This window comes from Pseudomonas taeanensis MS-3, from assembly GCF_000498575.2.
GTDB classification, from domain to species: Bacteria; Pseudomonadota; Gammaproteobacteria; order Pseudomonadales; family Pseudomonadaceae; genus Aquipseudomonas; species Aquipseudomonas taeanensis.
Genome location: NZ_AWSQ01000002.1, coordinates 681804 through 704437 on the forward strand (window position 1 = coordinate 681804; position 22634 = coordinate 704437).

The window sequence follows — 22634 nt, forward strand, 5'->3', positions numbered from 1 at the left end:
GCCGTGGCCGCCTGTTTCCGTGGAAGAACCTATGAAAAGCGCAGAAATCCGTGAAGCCTTCCTCCGCTTCTTCGAAGAGAAGGGGCACAGCCGTGTCGCTTCCAGCTCCCTGATTCCGGGCAACGACCCGACCCTGCTGTTCACCAACGCAGGGATGAACCAGTTCAAGGACTGCTTCCTCGGTCTGGAAAAGCGCGCCTATACCCGCGCGACCACCAGCCAGAAGTGCGTGCGCGCCGGCGGCAAGCACAACGACCTGGAAAACGTCGGGTATACCGCGCGCCACCACACCTTCTTCGAGATGCTGGGTAATTTCAGCTTCGGCGATTATTTCAAGCGCGACGCCATTCATTACGCCTGGGAGTTCCTCACCTCAAGCAAGTGGCTGGGCCTGCCGCAGGAAAAGCTCTGGGTCACTGTCTATGCCAGCGATGACGAGGCCTACGACATCTGGACCCAGCAGGTCGGCGTGCCGGCCGAGCGGATGATCCGCATCGGCGATAACAAGGGCGCGCCATACGCCTCCGACAACTTCTGGGCGATGGGCGACACCGGCCCCTGCGGCCCCTGCACGGAGATCTTCTTCGACCATGGCGAGCACATCTGGGGCGGACCGCCCGGCTCGGCCGAGGAAGACGGCGACCGCTACATCGAGATCTGGAACAACGTGTTCATGCAGTTCAACCGCACCGCCGATGGCGTGATGCACCCGCTGCCGGCGCCGAGCGTGGACACTGGCATGGGCCTGGAGCGCATCAGCGCGGTGCTGCAGCACGTCAACTCGAACTATGAGATCGACCTGTTCCAGAGCCTGCTGAACGCCTCAGCCAAGGCCATAGGCTGTGAGAATGAAGGGCAGGCCTCGCTGAAGGTGGTCGCCGACCATATCCGCTCCTGCGGCTTCTTGATTGCCGACGGCGTCACCCCGTCCAACGAAGGGCGTGGTTATGTGCTGCGGCGCATCATCCGCCGCGCCTGCCGCCACGGTAACAAGCTGGGCGCCAGCAATAGCTTCTTCTACAAGATCGTCGCGGCGCTGGTCGCCGAGATGGGCGAAGCCTTCCCCGAGCTCAAGCAGCAACAGGCGCACATCGAGCGCCTGCTGAAAATCGAGGAAGAGCAGTTCGCCAAGACTCTGGAACAGGGTCTGAAGATTCTCGAGCAGGATCTGGTGGGGCTCAAGGGCAAGGTGATCCCCGGCGAAACGGTATTCAAGCTGTACGACACCTTTGGCTTCCCCTATGACCTGACCGGCGACATTGCCCGCGAGCGCGGCCTGACCCTCGACGAGAGCGGCTTCGAGCGCGAAATGAACGCTCAGCGCGAGCGCGCCCGTTCCGCCAGCGCCTTCGGCATGGACTACAACAGTCTGGTCAAGGTCGACAGTGATACGCGTTTCCTCGGCTACGATGGGACTAGCGGCAGCGGCCAGGTGATTGCCTTGTTCAAGGATGGCCAGGCTGTCGAGCAGATGGCTGAGGGCGAGGAGGGCGTGGTGGTACTCGATCAGACGCCGTTCTACGCCGAGTCGGGTGGCCAGGTCGGCGACTGCGGTTACCTGCAAGGCTCCGTCGTGCGCTTCGAGGTGCGCGATACGACCAAGGCTGGCGGTGCTTTCCTGCACCACGGTGTAGTCGCTCAGGGTGGCCTGAGTGTGGGGGCTGCTGTCGAGGCCGAAGTAGACGCCACTGTGCGTCAGGCCACTGCGCTGAATCACTCGGCCACTCACTTGTTGCACGAGGCGTTGCGTCGCGTGCTGGGTGAGCATGTGCAGCAGAAGGGCTCGCTGGTCGATAGTCAACGCCTGCGCTTCGACTTCAGTCACTTCGAATCGATCAAGCCCGAGCAGCTCAAGGCTCTGGAAGATATAGTCAATGGCGAAGTGCGGAAAAACACTGCGGTCGAGACTGAGGAAACCGATATCGACACCGCCAAGGCCAAAGGCGCGACCGCCCTGTTCGGCGAGAAGTATGGCGATACCGTGCGTGTGTTGAGCATGGGCGGCGATTTTTCCGTGGAACTGTGTGGCGGTACTCACGTCGCGCGTACGGGCGACATCGGTCTGTTCAAGATCATCAGCGAGGGCGGTATTGCGGCTGGCGTGCGGCGGATCGAGGCGGTGACCGGTGCTCAGGCGCTGGCCTACCTGAATGGCGCCGAAGAACAGTTGAAAGAGGCGGCCGCCCTGCTCAAAGGCAGCCGCGAGACGGTGCTGGATAAGCTCTCCGGAGTGCTGGAGCGTAATCGTCAGCTGGAAAAAGAGCTGGAGCAGCTCAAGGCGAAAGCCGCCAGTGCGGCGGGTAGCGATTTGGCCGGTTCGGCTGTCGAGATAAAGGGCATCAAGGTGCTGGCTGCGCGTCAGGATGACCTGGATGGCAAGGCGTTGCTGGCGATGGTCGATCAGTTGAAGAACAAGCTCGGCAGCGCAGTGATCCTGCTCGGCGGTGTGCAGGACGACAAGGTCGTGCTGGTGGCCGGCGTGACTAAGGATCTGACCGGCAAACTCAAGGCCGGCGAGCTGATGAAGCAGGCGGCAGCGGCTGTCGGCGGCAAGGGCGGTGGTCGCCCCGACATGGCGCAGGGTGGTGGCACCGATGCCGCTGCTCTGGATGCAGCTCTGGCGTTGGCCGGGGCGTTTGTCGAGCAAGCTTTGTAAGCGGCGTTTCTAACGACGTTATGTCCGAGGCCCGGCCTGCGCCCAGCGGGCCTTGGCAGTGCATTGAGTTGAATGTTTAATGGGCGCCCTTCACGGGCTGAGGCGGCTTTGAAATGGCTTTGATCGTACAGAAATTTGGCGGCACCTCCGTAGGCACCGTCGAGCGCATCGAGCAGGTGGCTGAAAAGGTCAAAAAATTCCGCGAAGGCGGCGATGACATTGTGGTCGTGGTATCCGCCATGAGCGGTGAAACCAACCGTCTGATCGAGTTGGCCAAGCAGGTCAGTGATCAGCCGGTTCCGCGCGAGTTGGATGTGATGATTTCCACCGGTGAACAGGTAACCATTGCCCTGCTCACCATGGCGCTGATCAAGCGCGGTGTGCCGGCCGTGTCGTATACCGGTAATCAGGTGCGTATTCTCACCGACAGCGCGCACAATAAGGCGCGTATTCTGCAGATCGATGATCAGAAGCTGCGCGCCGACCTGAAGGAAGGACGTGTAGTGGTGGTCGCCGGCTTCCAGGGGGTCGATGAGCACGGCAATATCACCACGCTTGGGCGTGGTGGCTCCGACACCACTGGTGTGGCCTTGGCCGCGGCGCTGAAAGCCGAGGAGTGTCAGATCTACACGGATGTCGACGGTGTCTACACCACTGATCCGCGAGTAGTGCCACAGGCTCAGCGTCTGGAAAAGATCACTTTCGAAGAGATGCTGGAAATGGCCAGCCTCGGTTCCAAGGTCTTGCAAATTCGCTCGGTGGAATTCGCCGGCAAATACAACGTCCCGCTGCGCGTGCTGCACAGCTTCCAAGAGGGGCCGGGTACCCTCATTACCATTGATGAAGAGGAATCCATGGAGCAGCCGATCATTTCAGGCATCGCTTTTAATCGCGATGAGGCCAAGCTGACTATCCGTGGCGTGCCCGATATCCCGGGTGTGGCCTTCAAGATTCTCGGTCCGGTCAGTGCCGCTAACATCGAGGTGGACATGATCGTGCAGAACGTCGCGCACGATAACACCACCGATTTCACCTTCACGGTGCACCGTAACGATTACCAGAGCGCGCAGCAGGTGCTGGAAAACACCGCACGCGAGCTCGGCGCTCGTGAAGTGGTGGGTGATACCAAAATTACCAAGGTGTCTATCGTTGGGGTGGGCATGCGCTCGCATGCCGGCGTGGCCAGTCGTATGTTCGAGGCCCTGGCTAAGGAGAACATCAACATCCAGATGATCTCGACCTCGGAGATCAAGGTCTCAGTGGTCATCGAGGAAAAATATCTGGAGTTGGCAGTGCGTGCCCTGCACACTGCTTTCGAGCTAGATGCTCCGGCCCGACAGGCTGACTAAAGCATTATCCGAAAGGCGCGGCTTCTACCGCGCCTTTCGTCTTTTTTGGTTGAAGCGGGCGGAACTTTCTTTCTGCCCACTCTAGTCAATACTTGGGTGAAGGCTCTGTGTTGGGTTAGCGGGGCTGGAGCCATTTTTTTGCAGACTGACTGTTGTCCTGAACTGAAATCCGTAAGGAGAAAGGAATGCTGATTCTGACTCGCCGGGTCGGAGAGACCCTGATGGTCGGTGATGAAGTAACTGTCACCGTGTTGGGCGTGAAAGGTAATCAGGTGCGCATTGGCGTTAACGCGCCGAAGGAGGTTGCCGTGCACCGTGAGGAAATTTACCAGCGCATCCAGAAAGAGAAAGGCGAAGAACCAAGCCACTAATTTTTATCGAAATTTTGGCTTTGCAAACGGGGAAAACATGGTTATCATGCGCCCCGTGTTGCGGAGAGGTGGCCGAGTGGCCGAAGGCGCTCCCCTGCTAAGGGAGTACATCTCAAAAGGGTGTCGGGGGTTCGAATCCCCCCTTCTCCGCCATATTTGTGTTGTAGGGTTTGAAGCCAGTGTTGATCGATAAGTTGTTGTAACTAATCAGATTAAACGCTTGATTATAAAGATCACATCCCTATAATGCGCACGCTTGATGCACTCATAGCTCAGCTGGATAGAGTACTCGGCTACGAACCGAGCGGTCGGAGGTTCGAATCCTCCTGAGTGCACCATATTGTTTCAGCCAGCGGTGATCTGGTCTAAAAGCGCCAACTGCACTCATAGCTCAGCTGGATAGAGTACTCGGCTACGAACCGAGCGGTCGGAGGTTCGAATCCTCCTGAGTGCACCATATAAGAAGGGCCTGCAGCGATGCAGGCCCTTTTTCTTTGTCTAGCGTTTACCTTTCACGCAGCCGGCCTCATCGAAGCTGACGTTGCGGCTATTACCTTGCCGGTCGCGGTACTGGTAGCGCGTCTGGCCATTCTGACTGCTGACTTTATCCGGCTTGCCCAGAATGCTTTCTACGTCCGCACGGGTCATGCCGCTGCGTATCTGTTGTTTGATCATTGCGCTGCGGCGGGTGCGGCCGGTGACGCGGTTGCCACAGCCGTCCTGCGGCTCGCCCACCACTACCAGTTCGCGTCTGTTGTTCTTAGGCGGGTTGCGAGAAGACTTCCTGACTTTCGCCAGTGGGACGGGCTTGCCGCTACCGGGGGTTGGGCTATGGGCCTCTTGCAGTTGCTGGTCCTGTTCGCTGGGGCAGCCGCGCCGGGTGAAGGTGATGTGGCCACTGCTGTCTTCGCAGCGAAACACGGTTGAGGCCAGTAGTGGGGGTGGGGCTAGCAGAATGGCGCAGAGTGCTGCGCGGTGCAGTCCGAGCATCGAAACGTCCTCCTTGACGATCACCCGGCAAGCTTAGTCGATAGGTTTTTAGCTGCCAGTGGTGTCTTGCACTGTATCTCTGGCGTCGCAATTGCGAATCTGCAAAAAGTACTCAAGTGTGTGATGCAAGCACTTGTTCTTGCCGAGCTTTGTCAGGTGCAAGGCGGCTGTGCGGTGTTATCATCGGTCGCGTCAGCCCCGCCGGGGCTTGTGGAACACCACCATGGACTTACCCAGTAGTTACTCTGAACCTCGATTGTGCAATCGCGTATTGACTGATTGACCCTCCTTGGCGTTCTCCGCCGCTGGGGGTGGAGCGCGCCATGACTGAAGTAGAAGCCAAAAAGCCGCAAGAAAGCCTGCAGGATCGCCTGGCTCAGGTGGTCGAACTGCTGCATCGGCACAAACTGGTCGAAGACCTGACTCATCGTCAGGAGGGCCAGCATCCCGACCTGGTCGAAAACCTGGTACACAGACAGAATCTTGTCGAGTTGCAACGCAAGCTCGATGATCTGCACTCCGCTGACGTTGCCCATATTCTCGAAGCGCTACCGCTGGATGATCGACTGACCGTTTGGCAGTTGGTCAAAGTCGAGCGTGATGGCGACATTCTCCTGGAAGTGTCCGATGCAGTGCGCGAATCACTGCTCGACGACATGGAGGATCACGAGATCCTCGCGGCGGCCAAGGACATGGACGCCGACGAGCTGGCGGATCTGGCGTCTGAATTACCGCGCGATGTCGTCCATGAGCTGATGGAAACCCTCGATGCACAGCAGCGCGAGCGGGTCCGCTCGGCACTGTCCTATGAGGAGGAGCAGGTCGGTGCGCTGATGGACTTCGAGATGGTGACCATCCGTGAGGATGTCAGCCTGGAAGTCGTGTTGCGCTACTTGCGGCGACTGAAAGAGTTGTCGGGGCATACCGATAAGCTGTTCGTGGTCGATTACGACGGTGTGCTCAAGGGCGTGCTGCCGGTCAAGCGTCTGCTGGTCAATGATCCGGACAAGTTGGTCAGTGAAGTGATGGCCACTGACCCGGTGAGTTTCCACCCGGATGAGGATGCCTATGACGCCGCTCAGGCGTTCGAGCGCTATGACCTTATTTCTGCACCGGTGGTGGATAAGAATGGCAAGTTGATCGGCCGTTTGACCATTGATGAGATGGTCGATCTGATTCGCGAGGAAAGCGAAAGCGAAGTGCTGAACATGGCCGGTCTGCGCGAGGAGGAGGATATCTTCGCCTCGGTGTGGAAGTCGCTGCGCAACCGTTGGGCCTGGTTGGCGATCAATTTGATCACCGCTTTCCTGGCCTCGCGGGTGATCGGGCTATTCGAGGACTCGATCGAAAAGCTGGTGGCCCTGGCAGCTTTGATGCCGATTGTCGCCGGCATCGGCGGCAACTCAGGCAACCAGACCATCACCATGATCGTTCGCGCCATGGCGCTGGATCAGGTCAGTACCGGTAATACTTCGCGTCTGATCCGCAAGGAGCTGGGAGTTGCCTTGATTAATGGCCTGGTTTGGGGTGGGGTGATCGGCGTGGTGGCTTATCTGTTGTATGACAGCTGGTCGCTGGGCGTGGTGATGATTGCGGCGATGACGCTTAACTTGCTGCTGGCGGCCTTGATGGGTGTACTGATTCCGATGACCCTGGTGCGAATGGGGCGTGACCCGGCGCTGGGCGCCAGTGTGATGATCACGGCCGTGACCGACAGCGGTGGCTTCTTCATCTTTCTGGGAATGGCCTCGGTGTTCCTGCTTTAGATAGTGGCTCGTGCAATCTACGGCTTGCAGTGCAATCGGGGTTGGAGGTGTGGCGCCTTTTCATCTTAAAATGTCGCAAAATATCGTCAGTTATTTGCTTCAAACGCTTGTTTCAAGCTAAGGTTCGCCCGCCCTGTCCGGGCCAGACCCGGGCGCCTCCTCTAACTAAAAGAAGATGCGGCTTCAGTGCCGCGGTAATAAGGAGTCATCGTGACCCCCAGTCAACTCCTGCTCGAGGGTGTCGAGCTCATGCTGTTCGGCATGGGTTCAGTATTTATTTTCCTGGTTCTGCTGATTCTTGCGATTCGTGTGATGGCGCGACTGATTGAGCGCTTCGCGCCCGCCGCGCCGGTGCGTGCCTCTGTCGCGCCGTTGCCGGTCAAAGTGGCCGGGCATGAGCCTGAGCCCGACGTCCTCGCCGCCATCCAGTCCGCCATTCATCAACACCGCGCCCGTCGCGGTTGATCCAGGTTTGCCAGGGAGTTTCCGTATGACTGCTGTTAAGAAAGCGCTCGGTATCACCGATGTGGTGTTGCGCGATGCCCACCAATCGATACTGGCCACCCGTGTGCGCCTGGAAGACATGCTGCCGATCGCACCCAAGCTCGACCAGGTCGGTTTCTGGTCGGTTGAGTCCTGGGGCGGCGCGACTTTCGATGCGTGCATTCGTTACCTTGGTGAAGATCCTTGGGAGCGCATTCGCGAGCTGAAGAAAGCCATGCCCAATACCCGTCAGCAGATGCTCCTGCGCGGGCAGAACCTGCTGGGCTACCGGCACTATGCCGATGACGTGGTGGAGAAGTTCGTCGAGCGCGCGGCCGTCAACGGCGTTGACGTGTTCCGCGTGTTCGACGCGATGAACGATCCGCGCAACCTGGATACCGCGCTGAAAGCGGTGAAGAAGCAGGGTAAGCACGCGCAGGGCACTATCTCCTACACCACCAGTCCGGTCCACTCCCTGGAGATGTGGATCGATCTGGCCAAGCAGATCGAGGACATGGGCGCTGACTCCGTGGCGATCAAGGACATGGCCGGCATCCTCAATCCGTACACCGCCTTCGAGTTGGTGACGCGCCTCAAGGCCAGCCTGTCGATCCCGATTCACATGCAGTGCCACGCGACTGCCGGCCTGTCGACTGCGGCGATTCTCAAGGCGGTCGAAGCCGGTATCGATAACGTCGACACTGCGATTTCTTCGCTGTCGATGACCTATGGTCATTCGCCGACCGAATCGGTAGTGGCGATCTTCCAGGGTTCCGAGCGCGACACCGGTCTGGATCTGGAGTTGCTCGAAGAGATCGCGGCCTACTTCCGCGAGGTGCGGAAGAAATACGCCAAATTCGAAGGCAACCTGCGTGGCGTCGACTCGCGCATCCTGGTGGCTCAGGTGCCGGGTGGCATGCTGACTAACATGGAAGGCCAGTTGAAGGAGCAGGGCGCTCTCGACAAGTTCGATGAAGTGCTGGCGGAAATCCCGCGGGTACGTGAAGACCTAGGTTTTATTCCTCTGGTCACGCCGACCTCGCAGATCGTCGGCACTCAAGCGGTGATCAACGTCCTCACGGGCGAACGCTACAAATCGATCACCAAGGAAACCGCCGGCGTGCTCAAGGGCGAGTATGGCGCTGCACCGGCCCCGTTCAATCAGGAGCTGCAGGCGCGGGTACTGGATGGAGCCGAGGTCATCACCTGCCGTCCGGCCGATCTGCTCACGGCGGAAATGGACAAGCTGACGGCCGAGCTCAAGGGGCTTGCCCAGGAGAAGGGCATCGCGCTGGCCAAGGACGAGATCGATGATGTTCTGACCTATGCATTGTTCCCGCAGATTGGCCTGAAGTTCCTGGAGAATCGCGGCAATCCAGCGGCCTTCGAGCCTGCGCCAACTGGCGATGAACTGCCGGAGCGTGCAGCGGGCCAGCCTGAAACCTATACGGTCGCGGTGAACGGTAAATCCTATGTCGTACAGGTCAACGAGGGGGGCGATATCAGTGGAATCAAGCCCGTCGATGGCGCTGGTGCAAGCGCGGCACCGAGTGTAGCCGCCGCACCAGTCGGTGGTGGCGAGCCGCAGAGCGCGCCTTTGGCCGGCAATATCTTCAAAGTCATGGTGCAGCCGGGTGCGGCAGTCGAGGAAGGGCAGTTGGTGATCATCCTCGAGGCAATGAAGATGGAGACCGAGATCCGTGCGTTCAAGGCCGGCACCGTGGGTGCGGTTAACGTCAAAGTGGGCGATGCGGTGGCGGTGGGCGATAGCCTGCTGACCATCGGTTAAGGGGCCCTCGCATGGAAAAGCTCCTTAAACTCTGGCAGAGCACGGGTTTGTATCACCTGGAGCCGGGGCAGGCTTTGATGATCGCGGTCTGCCTCGGTCTGATCTATCTGGCCATCAAGAAGGGTTTCGAGCCGTTGCTGCTGATCCCCATTGGTTTTGGTGGCGTTCTGGCCAATATTCCGGTGGCCGGTATGGCAGAAGGTGCCGGGGTATTGCACCTGTTCTACGAAGTCGGTTTGCCGACTGGTGTGTTCCCGCTGCTGATCTTCATGGGCGTAGGTGCCATGACCGATTTCGGCCCGATGCTGGCTAACCCGAAGACCCTGTTCCTCGGCGCTGCGGCACAGTTCGGGATTTTCGCCACGCTGATCGGTGCGCTGGCGATTGCCGCCCTGGGGATTCCGGGTATGGAGTTCACTCTGCGCGAAGCCGCGTCTATCGCGATTATCGGTGGCGCCGACGGCCCGACCTCGATCTTCGTTACCGCCAAGCTGGCGCCGCATCTGCTTGGTCCGATTGCGGTGGCGGCTTATTCCTACATGGCCCTGGTACCGCTGATTCAGCCGCCTATCATGCGGGCGCTGACCACCAAGGAAGAGCGCGCGATTGTCATGCAGCAGCTGCGGCATGTCAGTCAGGTCGAGAAGATCGTGTTTCCGCTGGTGCTGTGCCTGTTGGTCGGCATGCTGTTGCCGGATGCGGCGCCCTTGGTGGGCATGTTCGCTTTTGGCAACTTGTTGCGCGAAGCCGGAGCGGTCGAGCGTCTGGCCGATACCTCACGCAATGCGTTGATCAACATCGTCACCATCGCACTGGGCTTGACCGTGGGTTCCAAGCTGTCGGCAGAGTCCTTCCTGCAGCTGAAAACCCTGGGCATTCTGATGCTCGGCATGGTGGCCTTCTGCGGTGGTACTGCGGCGGGTGTGCTGATGGCCAAGCTGATGAATGTCTTCAGCGACAACAAGATCAACCCGCTGATTGGTTCGGCAGGGGTATCGGCGGTGCCGATGGCCGCGCGGGTGTCGAACAAGGTTGGTCTTGAGGCTAATCCGCAGAACTTCCTGTTGATGCATGCCATGGGGCCGAACGTGGCCGGGGTGATCGGCTCGGCAGTAGCGGCGGGGGTGTTGCTAAACTTCGTGGGCTGATGCCACAAGCAGGAAAGTCGCCACTGGCGACTTTCTTCAGCCATAAAAAAACCGGCTCTTGAGCCGGTTTTTTTATGGCTGAAGTTTAAGCTTTCTCGGCTTCGGCGGCCTGTTCGGCATCGTGGGCAATCAAGGCCACCAGTGCGTTCTGTTGGCGACGCGAGAGTTGGCGGAAGCATTGCAGAAGTTCGCGCTCATGCAAGGACAGTTCGGGGCTGTCGAGGCGCAGGTTAAGGTCGTCACTCAGGGCGCCTTCCTGAAGCATGCTCTGCTCGAGGCGGGCGATAATTTCTGAGTTCATGCTGCGATGATGGTTACGTGCCACGTCGGCGATGCGCTCGCGCATGCCATCGGGCAGGCGAACGACGAACTTGTCAGCCGTACGGCTGGAATAGATAGCCTGTTTCATGGGGCCCATACATTAAACCGGTTAGTTCAGGGAAACGATGCTGGCATTCAGCTACGAGATTGTCACCGGTTTGACCACCTTTAGCACTAGGCGTTCAACCAGAATCGTCATTTGCTCATATATGACCGGCCGGTCACATGGATAAATTTTTGGCGCCAAATACACGTCGTATTTTGATGTAAATACAGGCTTTCTGCCAGCACCGATTGTCAGGAATGAGCGGTATTGAGCAGAAAGACGGTGTTCGTGGCGTTTGCGATAAAAACGTAAAGCAATAGTCACTCAAGCGTCATGGTCCGTTAACGGGGCTGACACAGGATTTGCCTACCTTGGTCTACACCAGAAGGCGACCTGAGGTCGCTGTGTACCGTTAACAAGAGGGCAAACCATGAGCGCAGTGATCCGGGTGGAGGGGCTGAACAAAACGTTCGGCCGTAAGCAGGCGCTGTACGACTTGGCCTTGTCCGTCCAGCCGGGTGAGATGGTCGCACTGATCGGCGCCTCCGGCTCGGGTAAGTCGACATTGCTGCGCCACCTGGCGGGGCTCGCCTGCTGCGATCGTTCGGACGGAGGCAGCATTGAGGTGCTCGGCCGCCAGGTGCAAGTGCAAGGGCGGTTGAATGGCGAGGTGCGTCGCCTGCGCGCCGACATCGGTTACATCTTTCAACAGTTCAATCTGGTCGATCGCCTCAGCGTGCTGCACAACGTGCTGCTCGGCTGCCTGGGGCGGATGCCGCGTTGGCGCGGCACCTTGGGCCGCTTCAGCAGCGAAGAAAAGCAGCGCGCCATGCAGGCCCTGGACAGGGTTGGTCTGGCCGAGTTGGCTTTGCAGCGTGCTTCGACCCTGTCCGGTGGCCAGCAGCAGCGTGTGGCGATTGCCCGGGCTCTGTGTCAGCGCGCCGAAGTGATTCTCGCCGATGAGCCGATTGCCTCCCTCGACCCGGAGTCGGCGCGCAAGGTCATGGAGATTCTCGCCGACATCAACCGCCGTGACGGCAAGACCGTGGTGGTCACCCTGCATCAAGTCGATTACGCCATGCGCTACTGCCGGCGCGCCGTGGCGCTCAAGGGTGGACGTGTCCATTTCGATGGTGCGACCGACAGCCTTAATCCGCATTTTCTCAATGATCTGTACGGCGCCGACTTGGATGCCAGCCTACTGCTGGCCGACAAAGCGCGCCGCCCGCGTGCGTCCGCGTTAGCGCTGGCGCTGGCCAAGGCCTGAAGTCTGCGTTGGCGGTTATGCCAATCCCCGAATACCTACCCGCAACAGGAGTGCTCCGCATGTTCAAGCGTATCAGCCGTGTTCTCGCCGCATCCGCACTACTTACCGGCGCCGCTCTGGGCGCTGCCCAGGCCGCCGAGCAGGAAATCAACTTCGGCATCATCTCCACCGAGTCGTCGCAAAACCTCAAGACCCTGTGGGATCCCTTTCTGGCCGACATGAGCCAGCAGACCGGCCTGAAGATCAACGCCTTCTTCGCGCCCGACTATGCCGGGATCATCCAGGGCATGCGCTTCGACAAGGTGGATGTGGCCTGGTACGGCAACAAGGCGGCGATGGAGGCGGTGGATCGCGCTGGTGGTGAAATCTTCGCCCAGACCGTGGCAGCCGACGGTACCCAGGGTTATTACAGCCTGATGGTGGCGCACCAGGACAGCGCGATTGACTCCATCGCCGACATGCTGACGAACGCCAAGGACCTGACCTTCGCCAACGGTGATCCGAACTCCACCTCCGGCTACCTGGTGCCCGGTTACTACGTGTTCGCCAAGAACAATGTCGACGCCAACCGCATCTTCAAGCGTGCGGTGAACGGCAGCCATGAGGTCAACGCGCTGTCGGTGGCCAATAAGCAGGTCGACGTCGGCACCTTCAACAGCGAGGGCATGCAGCGCTTGCAAGTGACCGCGCCAGACAAGGCTGCGCAGCTGAAAGTGATCTGGACCTCGCCATTGATTCCGGCCGACCCGATCGTCTGGCGCAAGAATCTGGCCGACGACAGCAAGCACAAGCTGCGCACGTTCTTCATGAGCTACGGCGCCAAGACGCAGGAGAAGAAGACTCTCGAAGGCCTGCAATGGGATCAATTCCGTGCCTCGGACGACGACCAGTTGCTGCCGATCCGTCAGCTCGAGCTGTTCAAGCAGCGCACCGAGGTGGCCAACAACGCCAAGCTGTCCGACGCCGATAAACACGCCAAGTTGCAAAAGCTGGATGCGCAACTCGCCAAGTTGGAAAAGCGCATGGCCGAGCTTGAACCGAAGAAAACCGCCCGCGCCGGTTAAGCGCATCAGCCTGCTCGCCGGCAAGGGCGGGCAGGTTGCACAGGTTAATCCTTTCGAGATGCTGTTATGACCACTTTGACTACCGCGCCGCTGGCGGATGAAGCCAGCAAGCGTTCCTGGACGCGACTGTTCGGCTGGGGGCTGCTTCTGGCTGTGCTGGCCTGGTCCTGGCGGGGCGCCGAGATGGACCCGCTGGCGCTGATTCGTGACTCCGGCAACATGGCGACCTTCGCCGGAGACTTCTTTCCCCCTGACTTCAGCAACTGGGAGCTGTACCTCAAGGAGATGATCGTCACCGTGCAGATCGCCCTGTGGAGCACGCTACTGGCGATTGTCTGCGCCATTCCGCTGGGCATTCTCTGTGCCGAGAACATTGTGCCCTGGTGGGTGTATCAGCCGGTACGGCGGTTGATGGATGCCTGCCGTTCAATCAACGAGATGGTCTTCGCCATGCTGTTCGTGGTGGCGGTCGGTCTTGGTCCGTTCGCCGGGGTGCTGGCACTGTTTATCAGCACCACCGGAGTGCTGGCCAAACTGTTCGCCGAGGCGGTTGAGGCCATCGATCCAGGCCCCGTCGAAGGGGTGCGCGCCACCGGCGCCAGTGCTTTGCAGGAAGTGATTTTCGGCGTGGTGCCGCAGGTGCTGCCGCTGTGGATCTCCTATTCGTTGTACCGCTTCGAATCCAATGTGCGTTCGGCCACGGTGGTCGGCATGGTCGGCGCCGGCGGTGTCGGGGTGATCCTCTGGGAGGCGATTCGCGGCTTCCAGTTCGCCCAGACCTGCGCCTTGCTGATTGTGATCATTCTGGTGGTGACGGTGATCGACGTTCTCTCGCAGCGTTTGCGTAAACAGTTCATTTAACTAGGAGGGCGCGCTGATGCGCCTTTGCTCAACTATGCAGTTGTCTAGACAAGATCGAGTCCTGCGGCGCGACGCCGTGCGCCCGGAACCGCTGTACCGTGAGTTGGCCGGGGTGCTGCGCAGCGAACTGCTGCAGTTCGCTCCAGGCGACTACCTGCCAGGTGAACTGCAGTTGGCCGCGCGCTTCGCGGTCAACCGCCACACCCTGCGCCGCGCGGTGGACGAGCTGGTGCTCGAAGGACGTCTGTTGCGCCAGCAGGGTAAGGGCACGCGAGTGTTGGCCGGGCCCTTGATCTATCCGCTGCTTGCCGGCAGTGCTTACAGCGAGTCGCTGTCGGCACTCGGTCATCGGGTCGAGGCGCAGCTGCTCGAGCGCTGCCGCCGGGCAGCCAGTCGTGAAGAAAGTCAGCATCTGCAACTGCCGGACGATGCCGAACTGATCGAGCTGTACACCCTGCGCCTGCTCGATGGCCAGCCGCTCAGCCTGATTCGCCATCGCTTCTGCGCTTCCCATGCAACGCGCCTGGCGGAGTATCTGGGCGGCTCGCTACGTCACTACCTGGCCGAGCGCGGGCTGCCGTTGAGCCGCAGCTTCAGCCTGATCGGCGCGCGCTTGCCGAGTCGCGACGAGGCCAACCGGCTATTGATGCCGCAGCAGGCAGCGCTGCTCAGCGTACTCACCCTTTCCCGTGACAAGGTCGGTCGCCCGGTCGAGCTGTCGTTGTCGATCAGTCGTGCCGATCGCTTCCAGTACCATGTCGCGACCTGATGGAGATCCACCCATGCACAGCAGTGATATGCATAACGCACCACAAACTCAAACACGCCAGCGCTGGATGGGCGTGCTCGCCCGGGCTGGCCATGCCTTGAGACCTTTTCAGGACGCTTTGAAAGACACCGAGTACCGCCTGATCCGTGCGCCGGAAATCGGCATGACTCTGGTGCGTGGGCGCATGGGCGGCACGGGCGAGGCCTTCAACTTCGGCGAGATGAGCGTGACTCGTTGCGTGGTGCGCCTGGCTGACGGGCGTACCGGTTACAGCTACGTGGCCGGGCGCGACAAGGCGCATGCCGAGCTGGCGGCCCTGGCCGATGCCCATCTGCAAGGCACCCAGCAACAGCACTGGCTCGGCACGCTGATAGAACCCCTGGCTGCAGCCCAACGCGCTCGTCGCGCCGCCACGGCCGCAGCAACCGCAACCACCCAGGTGGAGTTTTTCACCCTGGTCAGAGGAGAAGATTGATGACTGTCGAGCATGTTTCGCACTGGCTGCAACCGGCCTTCAATGACCCGGTGCTGGATGCGCAGGTCAGTTTTCGCGCGGCGCTCAAGGCGCTGGCCGAACCTGGGCTGGTCCAGGGCATGGATCGCGCGTTGGCCTTGGACGGCCTGCAGCCGGCGACCTACGCCCTGTGTCTGGCCTTCCTCGATGCCGACACCCCGCTGTGGCTGGCGCCACGCTTCGACACTGCGGCGATTCGCGCCAACCTGGCCTTTCACTGCGGCTGTCCGATCGTCGCCGAGCGCGAGATGGCGTTGTTCGCCCTGCTCGATGAGCCCGAGCTGAGCGATCTGTCGGCCTTCGACAACGGCAGCGAGCGTTACCCGGATCAGTCCTGCACCCTGTTGATCCAGCTAGAAGCCCTCGACGGTGGCAGCCTGCTGCGCTGGCGCGGGCCGGGGATCAGAGATGTGCGCGCGGTCAATCTGCCGCTGGCAGCCGCGTTCTGGCAGCAGCGCAGTGCGCGCAGTGCCTTTCCCCGCGGACTGGACGCCTTCTTCGCCGCCGGCCAGCAGGTCATCGGCCTGCCGCGCAGCACCCGGGTGCTGTTCAACCTAGAGGAGGCCGCCTGATGTACGTCGCAGTCAAAGGTGGCGAACGTGCCATCGACAATGCCCACCTGCTGCTGGCCAAGATGCGCCGCGGTGATACCTCGATTCCCGAGCTGACGGTCGAACAGGTACGTCAACAGATGCCCCTGGCGGTGGCGAGGGTGATGAGTGAGGGTTCACTGTACGACAGCGAGCTGGCCGCCCTGGCGATAAAGCAGGCGGCCGGCGACCTGATGGAGGCGATTTTCCTGCTGCGCGCCTACCGCACCACGCTGCCGCGTTTTGGCTCCAGTCTGCCGCTGGATACCACGCAGATGCTGCTGTCGCGGCGCATCTCGGCGACCTTCAAGGACTTGCCTGGCGGCCAGCTGCTCGGCCCGACCTTCGACTACACCCATCGTTTGCTGGACTTCGCCCTGTTGGCCGAGGGCGAGCATCCGGGGCCACAGGTCGATGCCACGGCGCAGCTGGAAAGCTGCCCGCGGGTGCTTGATCTGCTCGCCGCCGAGGGGTTGCTGGCCCGCGAGCGGCCTAGCGCCGCCGAGGTGCCGGACATGACCCGCGAACCCCTGGATTTCCCGACCAGCCGCGCGCAGCGCTTGCAGGCCCTGGCCCGTGGCGACGAGGGTTTCCTCCTTGCGTTGGGCTATTCCACCCAGCGCGGCTACGGTCGCAATCACCCTTTCGCCGGGGAGATTCGCATCGGCGAAGTGGAGGTGTGGATCGAACCGGAGGAACTGGGTTTCGCCGTGCCGCTCGGCGATATCGAAATCACCGAGTGCGAGATGGTCAACCAGTTTGTCGGCGGTAAGGGTATCGAGCCGCAGTTCACCCGCGGTTATGGCCTGGCCTTCGGCTACGCCGAGCGCAAGGCCATGGGCATGGCCCTGGTCGATCGCTCGTTGCGCGCCGGCGAATACGCCGAGGAGGTCGAAGGGCCGGCGCAGCAGGAGGAGTTCGTGCTGATGCACTGCGACAACGTCGAGGCCGCCGGTTTCGTCTCGCACCTGAAGTTGCCGCATTACGTCGACTTCCAGTCGGAGCTGGAGCTGATCCGCAAACTGCGCAAGCAGGCCGAGGCACCGATGCAGGCCGCCGCACAGGAGAACCGTGCATGAACGGCTTGAACCCGAACGCCGCCAGTCAAGCCGCCGGCGCCCTGGAAAGCGGCTACAACTTCGCCTACCTGGATGAGCAGACCAAACGGATGATCCGCCGCGGCCTGCTCAAGGCCGTGGCGGTGCCCGGCTATCAGGTGCCCTTCGGTGGCCGCGAGATGCCGCTGCCCTATGGCTGGGGCACCGGCGGCATGCAGCTGAGCGCCGCCATTCTGGGCGCCGACGACGTGCTCAAGGTGATCGACCAGGGCGCCGACGACACCACCAACGCGGTGTCGATCCGCCGTTTCTTCGCCCGCACCGCCGGGGTCGCCACCACCACCCGCACCCCGGAAGCGACGGTGATCCAGACCCGTCACCGCATTCCGGAAACGCCGCTGCACGGCGAGCAGATCCTGGTGTTTCAGGTGCCGATCCCCGAGCCGCTGCGCTTTATCGAACCCTCGGAAACCGAGACGCGGACCATGCATGCCCTCGGCGACTACGGGGTGATGCACGTCAAGCTGTACGAGGACATCGCCACCTTCGGCCATATCGCCACCAGCTACGCCTACCCGGTGACTGTGGATGAACGCTACGTGATGGACCCTTCGCCAATCCCTAAATTCGACAACCCCAAGCTGCACATGAGCCCGGCGCTGATGCTGTTCGGCGCCGGCCGCGAGAAACGCCTGTACGCGGTGCCGCCCTTCACCGAGGTGGTCAGCCTGGATTTCGCCGATCACCCCTTCGCAGTCCAGCGCTGGGAGGAAAACTGCGCCTTCTGCGGCAGTCACGACTCCTACCTCGACGAGCTGATTGTTGACGACGCCGGCAGCAAGCGCTTCGTCTGCTCGGACACCGACTACTGCATGCAGCGCCGTGAGCCATTTGAACCACAACAGGAGGTCGGGCAATGAGCGCCGCCGAACTGATCCACGGGGCTGCAGTGGAGCTCGACCAACCGCTGTTTTCCGTGCACGACCTGACCCGCCTGTACGGACCGGAAAAGGGCTGCCAGGGGGTGTCCTTCGACCTTTATCCCGGTGAGGTGTTGGGCATAGTCGGCGAGTCCGGTTCGGGCAAGTCGACCCTGCTCAGCCTGCTGTCCGGGCGCTGTGCGCCGGATCGCGGCCAGGTCAGCTACCGCGGCAAGGATGGCGCCATGCTCGACCTGTACGCCGCCAGCGAGGCGCAGCGGCGCACGCTGTTGCGCACCGAATGGGGCTTCGTCGAGCAGAACCCGCGCGACGGCCTGCGCATGGGCGTGTCGGCCGGCGCCAATATCGGCGAGCGGCTGATGGCCCAAGGCGTGCGCCACTACGGCCAGTTGCGCGCCGCCGGTATCGACTGGCTGCAGCAGGTGGAAATCGACCCGATGCGCATCGATGACCTGCCGCGCACCTTCTCCGGCGGCATGCAGCAACGCCTGCAGATCGCCCGCAATCTGGTCTCCAGCCCGCGCCTGGTGTTCATGGACGAGCCCACCGGGGGCCTGGATGTGTCGGTGCAGGCGCGGCTGCTCGACTTGCTGCGTGGCCTGGTGCGCGACCTGGATCTGGCGGTGGTGATAGTCACCCACGATCTGGCGGTGGCACGCCTGCTGGCCGACCGCCTGATGGTCATGCGTCGCTCCCACGTGGTCGAGGCCGGGCTGACCGATCAGATCCTCGACGACCCGCAGCATCCCTATTCGCAGCTGCTGGTGTCCTCGGTGCTGCAGCCCTGAGCGTTGCTTTTCGTGGGAGCCAGCTTGCTGGCGATCAGCAGATTGATGGCCAGCAAGCCGTCTCCTACAGAATGAATTCGAGGTTGATATGAGCAAGTTGATCGAGGTCGCAGGCCTCAGCAAGACCTTCACCCTGCACCAGCAACACGGCGTGGTGCTCAATGTGTTGCGTGAGCTCAGTTTCAGCGTGGCGGCGGGCGAGTGCCTGGTGCTGCACGGCCATTCGGGGGCTGGCAAGTCGACCCTGTTGCGCACCCTGTATGGTAACTACCTGCCAGCCGGCGGCAGCATTCGCCTGCGTCATCGCGATGCCTGGCTCGAGCTGGTCGGCGCCACGCCGCGGCAGATCCTTGAGGTGCGGCGGCAAAGCCTGGGCTACGTCAGCCAGTTTCTGCGGGTGATTCCGCGGGTGTCCACCCTCGATGTGGTGATGGAGCCGGCCTTGGCGCGCGGCTGGAGCAAGATCGACGCCGAGGCGCGGGGCAAGCAGCTGCTGACTCGCTTGAACATTCCTGAAGCCTTATGGCAGTTGGCGCCTGGCACCTTCTCTGGCGGCGAGCAACAGAGGGTGAATATCGCCCGAGGCTTCATGGTGACCTGGCCGCTGATGCTGCTGGACGAACCCACCGCTTCGCTGGACGAGGCCAATCGCCAGGTGGTGCTGGAACTGATCGGCGAGGCCAAGGCGGCCGGCGCCGCGTTGATCGGCATCTTCCACGACCGCGCTGCCCGCGAGGCGGTGGCCGACCACTACCTGGACATGACACCCGCAACCCCAGCCCCCCAGGAGTATTGCTATGCCGGTTGAACAGATACTGAGCAATGCGCGGGTGGTCACCGCCGAGCGCGAGTTCATGGGCAGCGTGCTGTTGCGCGATGGCCTGATCGCGGCGGTCGAGGAGGGCCGCAGCGGCCTGCCGCAGGCCCAGGACCTGGGTGGTGACTACCTGTTGCCGGGGCTGATCGAGTTGCACACCGACAACCTGGAAAAGCACATGAGTCCGCGTCCCGGGGTCGACTGGCCGTCGGCTTCGGCGGTGCTGACCCACGACGCGCAAATCGTCGCGGCCGGCATCACCACGGTGTTCGACGCGCTGTCGATCGGCGACGTCAATCCGCGTGGCAAGCGCATGCTGCAACTGCCGGCCATGCTCGACGCCATCGCCCGTGCCGAAGCCGCCGGCCACACGCGCGCCGAGCATCGCCTGCACCTGCGCTGCGAGTTGTGCCATCCGGATACCCTGACGCTGTATCGCGACCTGGTCGAGCAGCCACTGGTGCAACTGGTCTCGCTGATGGACCACTCGCCGGGCCAGCGCCAGTTCGCCAAGGAAGAGAAATACCGTGAGTACTACATGGGCAAGTACCAACTCAGCACGGCGGAGATGGATGCCTTTATCCTCGAGCAGATGGCCAACTCCCGCGAGTTCAGCGATCGTCATCGGCAGGCCATCGCCGCCGACTGCCACGCCCGGGGCCTGTCGCTGGCCAGCCACGACGACGCCACCCTGGCTCATGTGCAAGAGTCGGCGGGGTTCGGCATGTCCATCGCCGAGTTCCCGACCACCCTGGAGGCGGCCAAGGGCAGCCATGCGCTGGGCCTGAAGGTATTGATGGGCGCGCCGAATATCGTCCGTGGCGGCTCGCACTCGGGCAATATCGCCGCGGCCGAACTGGCCCGCGAAGGTGTGCTGGACATTCTCTCCAGCGATTATTACCCGGCCAGCCTGTTGCAGGCGGCGCTGCTGCTCGCCGAGCAGGACAACGGGTATGATCTGCCCGCGGCGATCGCCACCGTCAGCCGCATCCCCGCGCAGGCGGCTGGCCTCGGCGATCGAGGCGAGATCCGCGTGGGCTTGCGCGCCGACCTGGTGCAGGCGCGGCGGCATGAGGGGCAGGCGGTGATCCAACAGGTCTGGCGACAAGCCAAGAGGGTGTTCTGATGCGCGGCAGCTTGATCTATCTGATAGGCCCCTCGGGGTCGGGCAAGGACAGCCTGTTGCATGCCGCGCGCGAGCACCTCGGCGAACGCGGCTGCGAGATCGCCCGGCGGGTGATTACCCGTTCCGCCGAGGCGACGGGGGAGGATGCCGTCGCCGTGTCGCCGGAAGCCTTCGCCGAGCAGGAGCGCGCGGGCGCCTTCGCCATGAGCTGGCGCGCCCATGGCCTGGCCTATGGCATTCCCAGGCAGATCGACGACTGGTTGGCCGCTGGCCGGGATGTGCTGGTCAATGGTTCGCGCGGCTATCTGGACGAGGCGCGACGGCGTTACCCGGACTTGATCGGGGTGCTGCTGACAGTCGATGGCGAGGTGTTGCGCCAGCGCCTGCTGGCCCGCGGTCGCGAGACGCCGGCGGAGATCGAGGCACGTCTGGCGCGCAATGGCCAGTTTCTCGCGGGCGCTGCGGCCGAGGCGGCGCAGCTGCACCTGCTGGATAACTCCGGGCCGTTGCCGCAGACCCTGGACAACCTGCTGCGCCTGATTAGTGCCAGTCGCACATGCGTCTGACCCTGCTCGGCTCCGGCGATGCGAGTCAGCTGCCGGTGTATAACTGCAGCTGCGCCGCCTGCGCCAGCGCGCGGGTCTACCCGCAGCGCCGGCGTGGGCCCTGCTGCGCCCTGCTTGAGGCAGGCGGCGAGCGCTGGTTGATCGACAGCGGCTTGACCGACCTCTGTGAGCGTTTCCCACCCCATAGCCTCTCCGGCATTCTGCAGACCCATTACCACGCCGATCACGTCCAGGGTTTGCTGCAGCTACGCTGGGGTCAGGGCCTGGTGATTCCGGTGCATGGCCCGGACGACCCCGAGGGCTTCGCCGATCTGTACAAGCATCCGGGGATTCTCGACTTCTCCCAGCCCTTTGTCGCCTTCGAGCAACGCCAGTTGGCCGGGGTGCGGGTCAGCGCACTGCCACTGACCCATTCCAAGCCGACTCTCGGTTATCTGTTCGAAGGCGAGGGCAGGCGGCTGGCCTACCTCACCGACACAGTCGGCGTGCCGGCCGACAGTGAAGCGCATTTGCTCGCGGCCGGACGCCTGGACGTGCTGGTGCTGGATTGCTCAACCGCGCCGCAGGCGCAGGCGCCGCGCAACCACAACGACCTGACCCGCGCGCTGCAGGTGATCGAGCGGCTGCAGCCACGCGAGGCGGTGTTGACCCATATCGGTCACAGTTTCGACGCCTGGTTGCTGGAGCATCCCGAGGCGCTACCGGCAGGGGTCAGCCTGGCCTTCGATGGGCGGGTGTTGTAACGCCTAGGGTGGATGGCGCTGTTCCCATCCACCCTACGCCGCCATGGTCGCTCCGACAGGCATCCTGGATGCGTACTCAGTCCAGCGGCAACTCGGTGGTGCGCTTGACCTCGCTCATGGCGATGTTCGAGTGCGCCTCCTGCACATGCGGGCGTTGCAGCAACTGATCACGCAGGAAACGCTCGTAGCCGGCGATGTCCTTGGCCACCACCTTGAGCAGGTAGTCCGAACCGCCGGCCATGGTGTAGCACTCCAGCACCTCGGGGTAGCCGACTATGGCCTGTTCGAATTCTTCCAGGTTGCTGCGGCCGTGGGCTGAGAGCTTGATATTGACGAAGACCGTCATGCTCAGCCCGAGCAGCTTGGGGTTGAGCAGGGCGACTTTGCGTTCGATCAGCCCGTCTTCCTGCATGCGATGAATCCGTCGCCAGCAGGGTGATTGTGACAGTTCGACCTTTTCCGCGACCTCTGCTGCCGTGAGATCGCCGTTGTGTTGCAGCAGGCGGAGAATCTTGCGATCGATAGGGCCCAGCGGGTTCTGCATGATTTATTCCGATATGTTGTTTTTGTTGGAAAGCTCATGCGCAATATTGGCGTTCAGGCCCGAAAAT

23 protein-coding genes and 3 tRNA genes are annotated in these 22634 nt (G+C 61.8%); 23 read left to right on the top strand and 3 right to left on the bottom strand.

Going from position 1 to position 22634, the window contains the following annotated elements:
- Positions 1-31 precede the first annotated feature (31 nt).
- The 6 genes from alaS (at position 32) to TMS3_RS11250 (ending at position 4833) form a co-directional block, all read left to right on the top strand.
- Entirely contained in the window at positions 32-2656 is a 2625-nt protein-coding gene (gene alaS / locus TMS3_RS11225; protein WP_025165376.1) for an alanine--tRNA ligase, read from the top strand.
- Positions 2657-2769: 113 nt separating this feature from the next.
- On the top strand, positions 2770-4005 hold the full coding sequence (locus TMS3_RS11230) for an aspartate kinase (protein ID WP_025165377.1): 1236 nt from the start codon (positions 2770-2772) through the stop codon (positions 4003-4005).
- Positions 4006-4190: 185 nt separating this feature from the next.
- A complete protein-coding gene (gene csrA / locus TMS3_RS11235; protein WP_025165378.1) occupies positions 4191-4376 on the top strand; it encodes a carbon storage regulator CsrA in 186 nt (61 codons plus the stop codon).
- A gap of 62 nt (positions 4377-4438) precedes the next feature.
- Positions 4439-4529, top strand: a tRNA-Ser gene (locus TMS3_RS11240).
- Between the two features lie 108 nt (positions 4530-4637).
- Positions 4638-4714 (top strand) — tRNA-Arg (locus tag TMS3_RS11245).
- Positions 4715-4756: 42 nt separating this feature from the next.
- Positions 4757-4833 (top strand) — tRNA-Arg (locus TMS3_RS11250).
- A gap of 41 nt (positions 4834-4874) precedes the next feature.
- Here TMS3_RS11250 and TMS3_RS11255 read toward each other — a convergent pair.
- Positions 4875-5366 (bottom strand): DUF4124 domain-containing protein, encoded by a 492-nt coding sequence (locus TMS3_RS11255; protein WP_025165379.1) that lies wholly within the window; start codon positions 5364-5366, stop codon positions 4875-4877.
- A 323-nt stretch (positions 5367-5689) separates the two neighbouring features.
- Here TMS3_RS11255 and mgtE point away from each other — a divergent pair, with 323 nt between their 5' ends.
- From mgtE to TMS3_RS11275, 4 genes are all read left to right on the top strand, one after another.
- Complete coding sequence (mgtE, locus tag TMS3_RS11260; protein ID WP_025165380.1) at positions 5690-7132, top strand: magnesium transporter; 1443 nt, start codon at positions 5690-5692, stop codon at positions 7130-7132.
- Between the two features lie 210 nt (positions 7133-7342).
- Entirely contained in the window at positions 7343-7597 is a 255-nt protein-coding gene (locus TMS3_RS11265) for an OadG family protein (RefSeq protein ID WP_025165381.1), read from the top strand.
- Positions 7598-7622: 25 nt separating this feature from the next.
- Positions 7623-9404 (top strand): sodium-extruding oxaloacetate decarboxylase subunit alpha, encoded by a 1782-nt coding sequence (gene oadA, locus TMS3_RS11270; RefSeq protein ID WP_025165382.1) that lies wholly within the window; start codon positions 7623-7625, stop codon positions 9402-9404.
- A gap of 11 nt (positions 9405-9415) precedes the next feature.
- Complete coding sequence (locus TMS3_RS11275) at positions 9416-10552, top strand: sodium ion-translocating decarboxylase subunit beta (RefSeq protein WP_025165383.1); 1137 nt, start codon at positions 9416-9418, stop codon at positions 10550-10552.
- Positions 10553-10637: 85 nt separating this feature from the next.
- Here the strand turns inward: TMS3_RS11275 and TMS3_RS11280 are convergent, their stop codons facing one another.
- Positions 10638-10970 (bottom strand): Arc family DNA-binding protein, encoded by a 333-nt coding sequence (locus TMS3_RS11280; protein ID WP_025165384.1) that lies wholly within the window; start codon positions 10968-10970, stop codon positions 10638-10640.
- A 379-nt stretch (positions 10971-11349) separates the two neighbouring features.
- On the opposite strand from TMS3_RS11280, the gene phnC reads away from it, so the two are divergent.
- The 13 genes from phnC to phnP all read left to right on the top strand — a co-directional run bounded on the left by phnC (position 11350) and on the right by phnP (position 22023).
- Positions 11350-12186 (top strand): phosphonate ABC transporter ATP-binding protein, encoded by an 837-nt coding sequence (gene phnC, locus TMS3_RS11285; RefSeq protein WP_025165385.1) that lies wholly within the window; start codon positions 11350-11352, stop codon positions 12184-12186.
- 59 nt (positions 12187-12245) lie between these two features.
- On the top strand, positions 12246-13250 hold the full coding sequence (phnD, locus tag TMS3_RS11290; RefSeq protein WP_025165386.1) for a phosphonate ABC transporter substrate-binding protein: 1005 nt from the start codon (positions 12246-12248) through the stop codon (positions 13248-13250).
- 66 nt (positions 13251-13316) lie between these two features.
- Positions 13317-14111, top strand: a complete 795-nt coding sequence (gene phnE, locus TMS3_RS11295; RefSeq protein ID WP_025165387.1) for a phosphonate ABC transporter, permease protein PhnE — start codon at positions 13317-13319, stop codon at positions 14109-14111.
- Between the two features lie 16 nt (positions 14112-14127).
- The gene (gene phnF / locus TMS3_RS11300) at positions 14128-14880 is read left to right on the top strand and encodes a phosphonate metabolism transcriptional regulator PhnF (protein WP_025165388.1); all 753 of its coding nucleotides are present in this window, start codon (positions 14128-14130) and stop codon (positions 14878-14880) included.
- Positions 14881-14908: 28 nt separating this feature from the next.
- Entirely contained in the window at positions 14909-15355 is a 447-nt protein-coding gene (phnG, locus tag TMS3_RS11305; protein WP_025165389.1) for a phosphonate C-P lyase system protein PhnG, read from the top strand.
- A complete protein-coding gene (phnH, locus tag TMS3_RS11310) occupies positions 15355-15966 on the top strand; it encodes a phosphonate C-P lyase system protein PhnH (protein ID WP_025165390.1) in 612 nt (203 codons plus the stop codon). The genes phnG and phnH overlap by 1 nt, the downstream gene beginning before the upstream one ends.
- The gene (locus TMS3_RS11315) at positions 15966-17063 is read left to right on the top strand and encodes a carbon-phosphorus lyase complex subunit PhnI (protein WP_025165391.1); all 1098 of its coding nucleotides are present in this window, start codon (positions 15966-15968) and stop codon (positions 17061-17063) included. Before phnH ends, TMS3_RS11315 begins: the two co-directional genes overlap by 1 nt.
- On the top strand, positions 17060-17962 hold the full coding sequence (locus TMS3_RS11320) for an alpha-D-ribose 1-methylphosphonate 5-phosphate C-P-lyase PhnJ (protein ID WP_025165392.1): 903 nt from the start codon (positions 17060-17062) through the stop codon (positions 17960-17962). Before TMS3_RS11315 ends, TMS3_RS11320 begins: the two co-directional genes overlap by 4 nt.
- A complete protein-coding gene (gene phnK, locus TMS3_RS11325) occupies positions 17959-18771 on the top strand; it encodes a phosphonate C-P lyase system protein PhnK (protein ID WP_025165393.1) in 813 nt (270 codons plus the stop codon). The genes TMS3_RS11320 and phnK overlap by 4 nt, the downstream gene beginning before the upstream one ends.
- An 88-nt stretch (positions 18772-18859) precedes the next feature.
- Positions 18860-19579 (top strand): phosphonate C-P lyase system protein PhnL, encoded by a 720-nt coding sequence (gene phnL / locus TMS3_RS11330; protein WP_025165394.1) that lies wholly within the window; start codon positions 18860-18862, stop codon positions 19577-19579.
- The gene (locus tag TMS3_RS11335) at positions 19569-20714 is read left to right on the top strand and encodes an alpha-D-ribose 1-methylphosphonate 5-triphosphate diphosphatase (RefSeq protein WP_025165395.1); all 1146 of its coding nucleotides are present in this window, start codon (positions 19569-19571) and stop codon (positions 20712-20714) included. Before phnL ends, TMS3_RS11335 begins: the two co-directional genes overlap by 11 nt.
- Positions 20714-21280, top strand: a complete 567-nt coding sequence (gene phnN / locus TMS3_RS11340) for a phosphonate metabolism protein/1,5-bisphosphokinase (PRPP-forming) PhnN (protein WP_025165396.1) — start codon at positions 20714-20716, stop codon at positions 21278-21280. The genes TMS3_RS11335 and phnN overlap by 1 nt, the downstream gene beginning before the upstream one ends.
- A complete protein-coding gene (gene phnP, locus TMS3_RS11345) occupies positions 21271-22023 on the top strand; it encodes a phosphonate metabolism protein PhnP (RefSeq protein ID WP_025165397.1) in 753 nt (250 codons plus the stop codon). The genes phnN and phnP overlap by 10 nt, the downstream gene beginning before the upstream one ends.
- A gap of 76 nt (positions 22024-22099) precedes the next feature.
- Here the strand turns inward: phnP and TMS3_RS11350 are convergent, their stop codons facing one another.
- Complete coding sequence (locus TMS3_RS11350; RefSeq protein ID WP_025165398.1) at positions 22100-22567, bottom strand: Lrp/AsnC family transcriptional regulator; 468 nt, start codon at positions 22565-22567, stop codon at positions 22100-22102.
- Positions 22568-22634 lie beyond the last annotated feature (67 nt).

Excerpts from the sequence above, each read along its gene's own strand:
- alaS (WP_025165376.1), top strand. The coding sequence starts at position 32 with ATGAAAAGCGCAGAAATCCGTGAAGCCTTCCTCCGCTTCTTCGAAGAG.
- TMS3_RS11230 (WP_025165377.1), top strand. The coding sequence starts at position 2,770 with ATGGCTTTGATCGTACAGAAATTTGGCGGCACCTCCGTAGGCACCGTC.
- csrA (WP_025165378.1), top strand. The coding sequence starts at position 4,191 with ATGCTGATTCTGACTCGCCGGGTCGGAGAGACCCTGATGGTCGGTGAT.
- TMS3_RS11255 (WP_025165379.1), bottom strand. The coding sequence starts at position 5,366 with ATGCTCGGACTGCACCGCGCAGCACTCTGCGCCATTCTGCTAGCCCCA.
- mgtE (WP_025165380.1), top strand. The coding sequence starts at position 5,690 with ATGACTGAAGTAGAAGCCAAAAAGCCGCAAGAAAGCCTGCAGGATCGC.
- oadA (WP_025165382.1), top strand. The coding sequence starts at position 7,623 with ATGACTGCTGTTAAGAAAGCGCTCGGTATCACCGATGTGGTGTTGCGC.
- TMS3_RS11275 (WP_025165383.1), top strand. The coding sequence starts at position 9,416 with ATGGAAAAGCTCCTTAAACTCTGGCAGAGCACGGGTTTGTATCACCTG.
- TMS3_RS11280 (WP_025165384.1), bottom strand. The coding sequence starts at position 10,970 with ATGGGCCCCATGAAACAGGCTATCTATTCCAGCCGTACGGCTGACAAG.
- phnC (WP_025165385.1), top strand. The coding sequence starts at position 11,350 with ATGAGCGCAGTGATCCGGGTGGAGGGGCTGAACAAAACGTTCGGCCGT.
- phnD (WP_025165386.1), top strand. The coding sequence starts at position 12,246 with ATGTTCAAGCGTATCAGCCGTGTTCTCGCCGCATCCGCACTACTTACC.
- phnE (WP_025165387.1), top strand. The coding sequence starts at position 13,317 with ATGACCACTTTGACTACCGCGCCGCTGGCGGATGAAGCCAGCAAGCGT.
- phnF (WP_025165388.1), top strand. The coding sequence starts at position 14,128 with ATGCGCCTTTGCTCAACTATGCAGTTGTCTAGACAAGATCGAGTCCTG.
- phnG (WP_025165389.1), top strand. The coding sequence starts at position 14,909 with ATGCATAACGCACCACAAACTCAAACACGCCAGCGCTGGATGGGCGTG.
- phnH (WP_025165390.1), top strand. The coding sequence starts at position 15,355 with ATGACTGTCGAGCATGTTTCGCACTGGCTGCAACCGGCCTTCAATGAC.
- TMS3_RS11315 (WP_025165391.1), top strand. The coding sequence starts at position 15,966 with ATGTACGTCGCAGTCAAAGGTGGCGAACGTGCCATCGACAATGCCCAC.
- TMS3_RS11320 (WP_025165392.1), top strand. The coding sequence starts at position 17,060 with ATGAACGGCTTGAACCCGAACGCCGCCAGTCAAGCCGCCGGCGCCCTG.
- phnK (WP_025165393.1), top strand. The coding sequence starts at position 17,959 with ATGAGCGCCGCCGAACTGATCCACGGGGCTGCAGTGGAGCTCGACCAA.
- phnL (WP_025165394.1), top strand. The coding sequence starts at position 18,860 with ATGAGCAAGTTGATCGAGGTCGCAGGCCTCAGCAAGACCTTCACCCTG.
- TMS3_RS11335 (WP_025165395.1), top strand. The coding sequence starts at position 19,569 with ATGCCGGTTGAACAGATACTGAGCAATGCGCGGGTGGTCACCGCCGAG.
- phnN (WP_025165396.1), top strand. The coding sequence starts at position 20,714 with ATGCGCGGCAGCTTGATCTATCTGATAGGCCCCTCGGGGTCGGGCAAG.
- phnP (WP_025165397.1), top strand. The coding sequence starts at position 21,271 with ATGCGTCTGACCCTGCTCGGCTCCGGCGATGCGAGTCAGCTGCCGGTG.
- TMS3_RS11350 (WP_025165398.1), bottom strand. The coding sequence starts at position 22,567 with ATGCAGAACCCGCTGGGCCCTATCGATCGCAAGATTCTCCGCCTGCTG.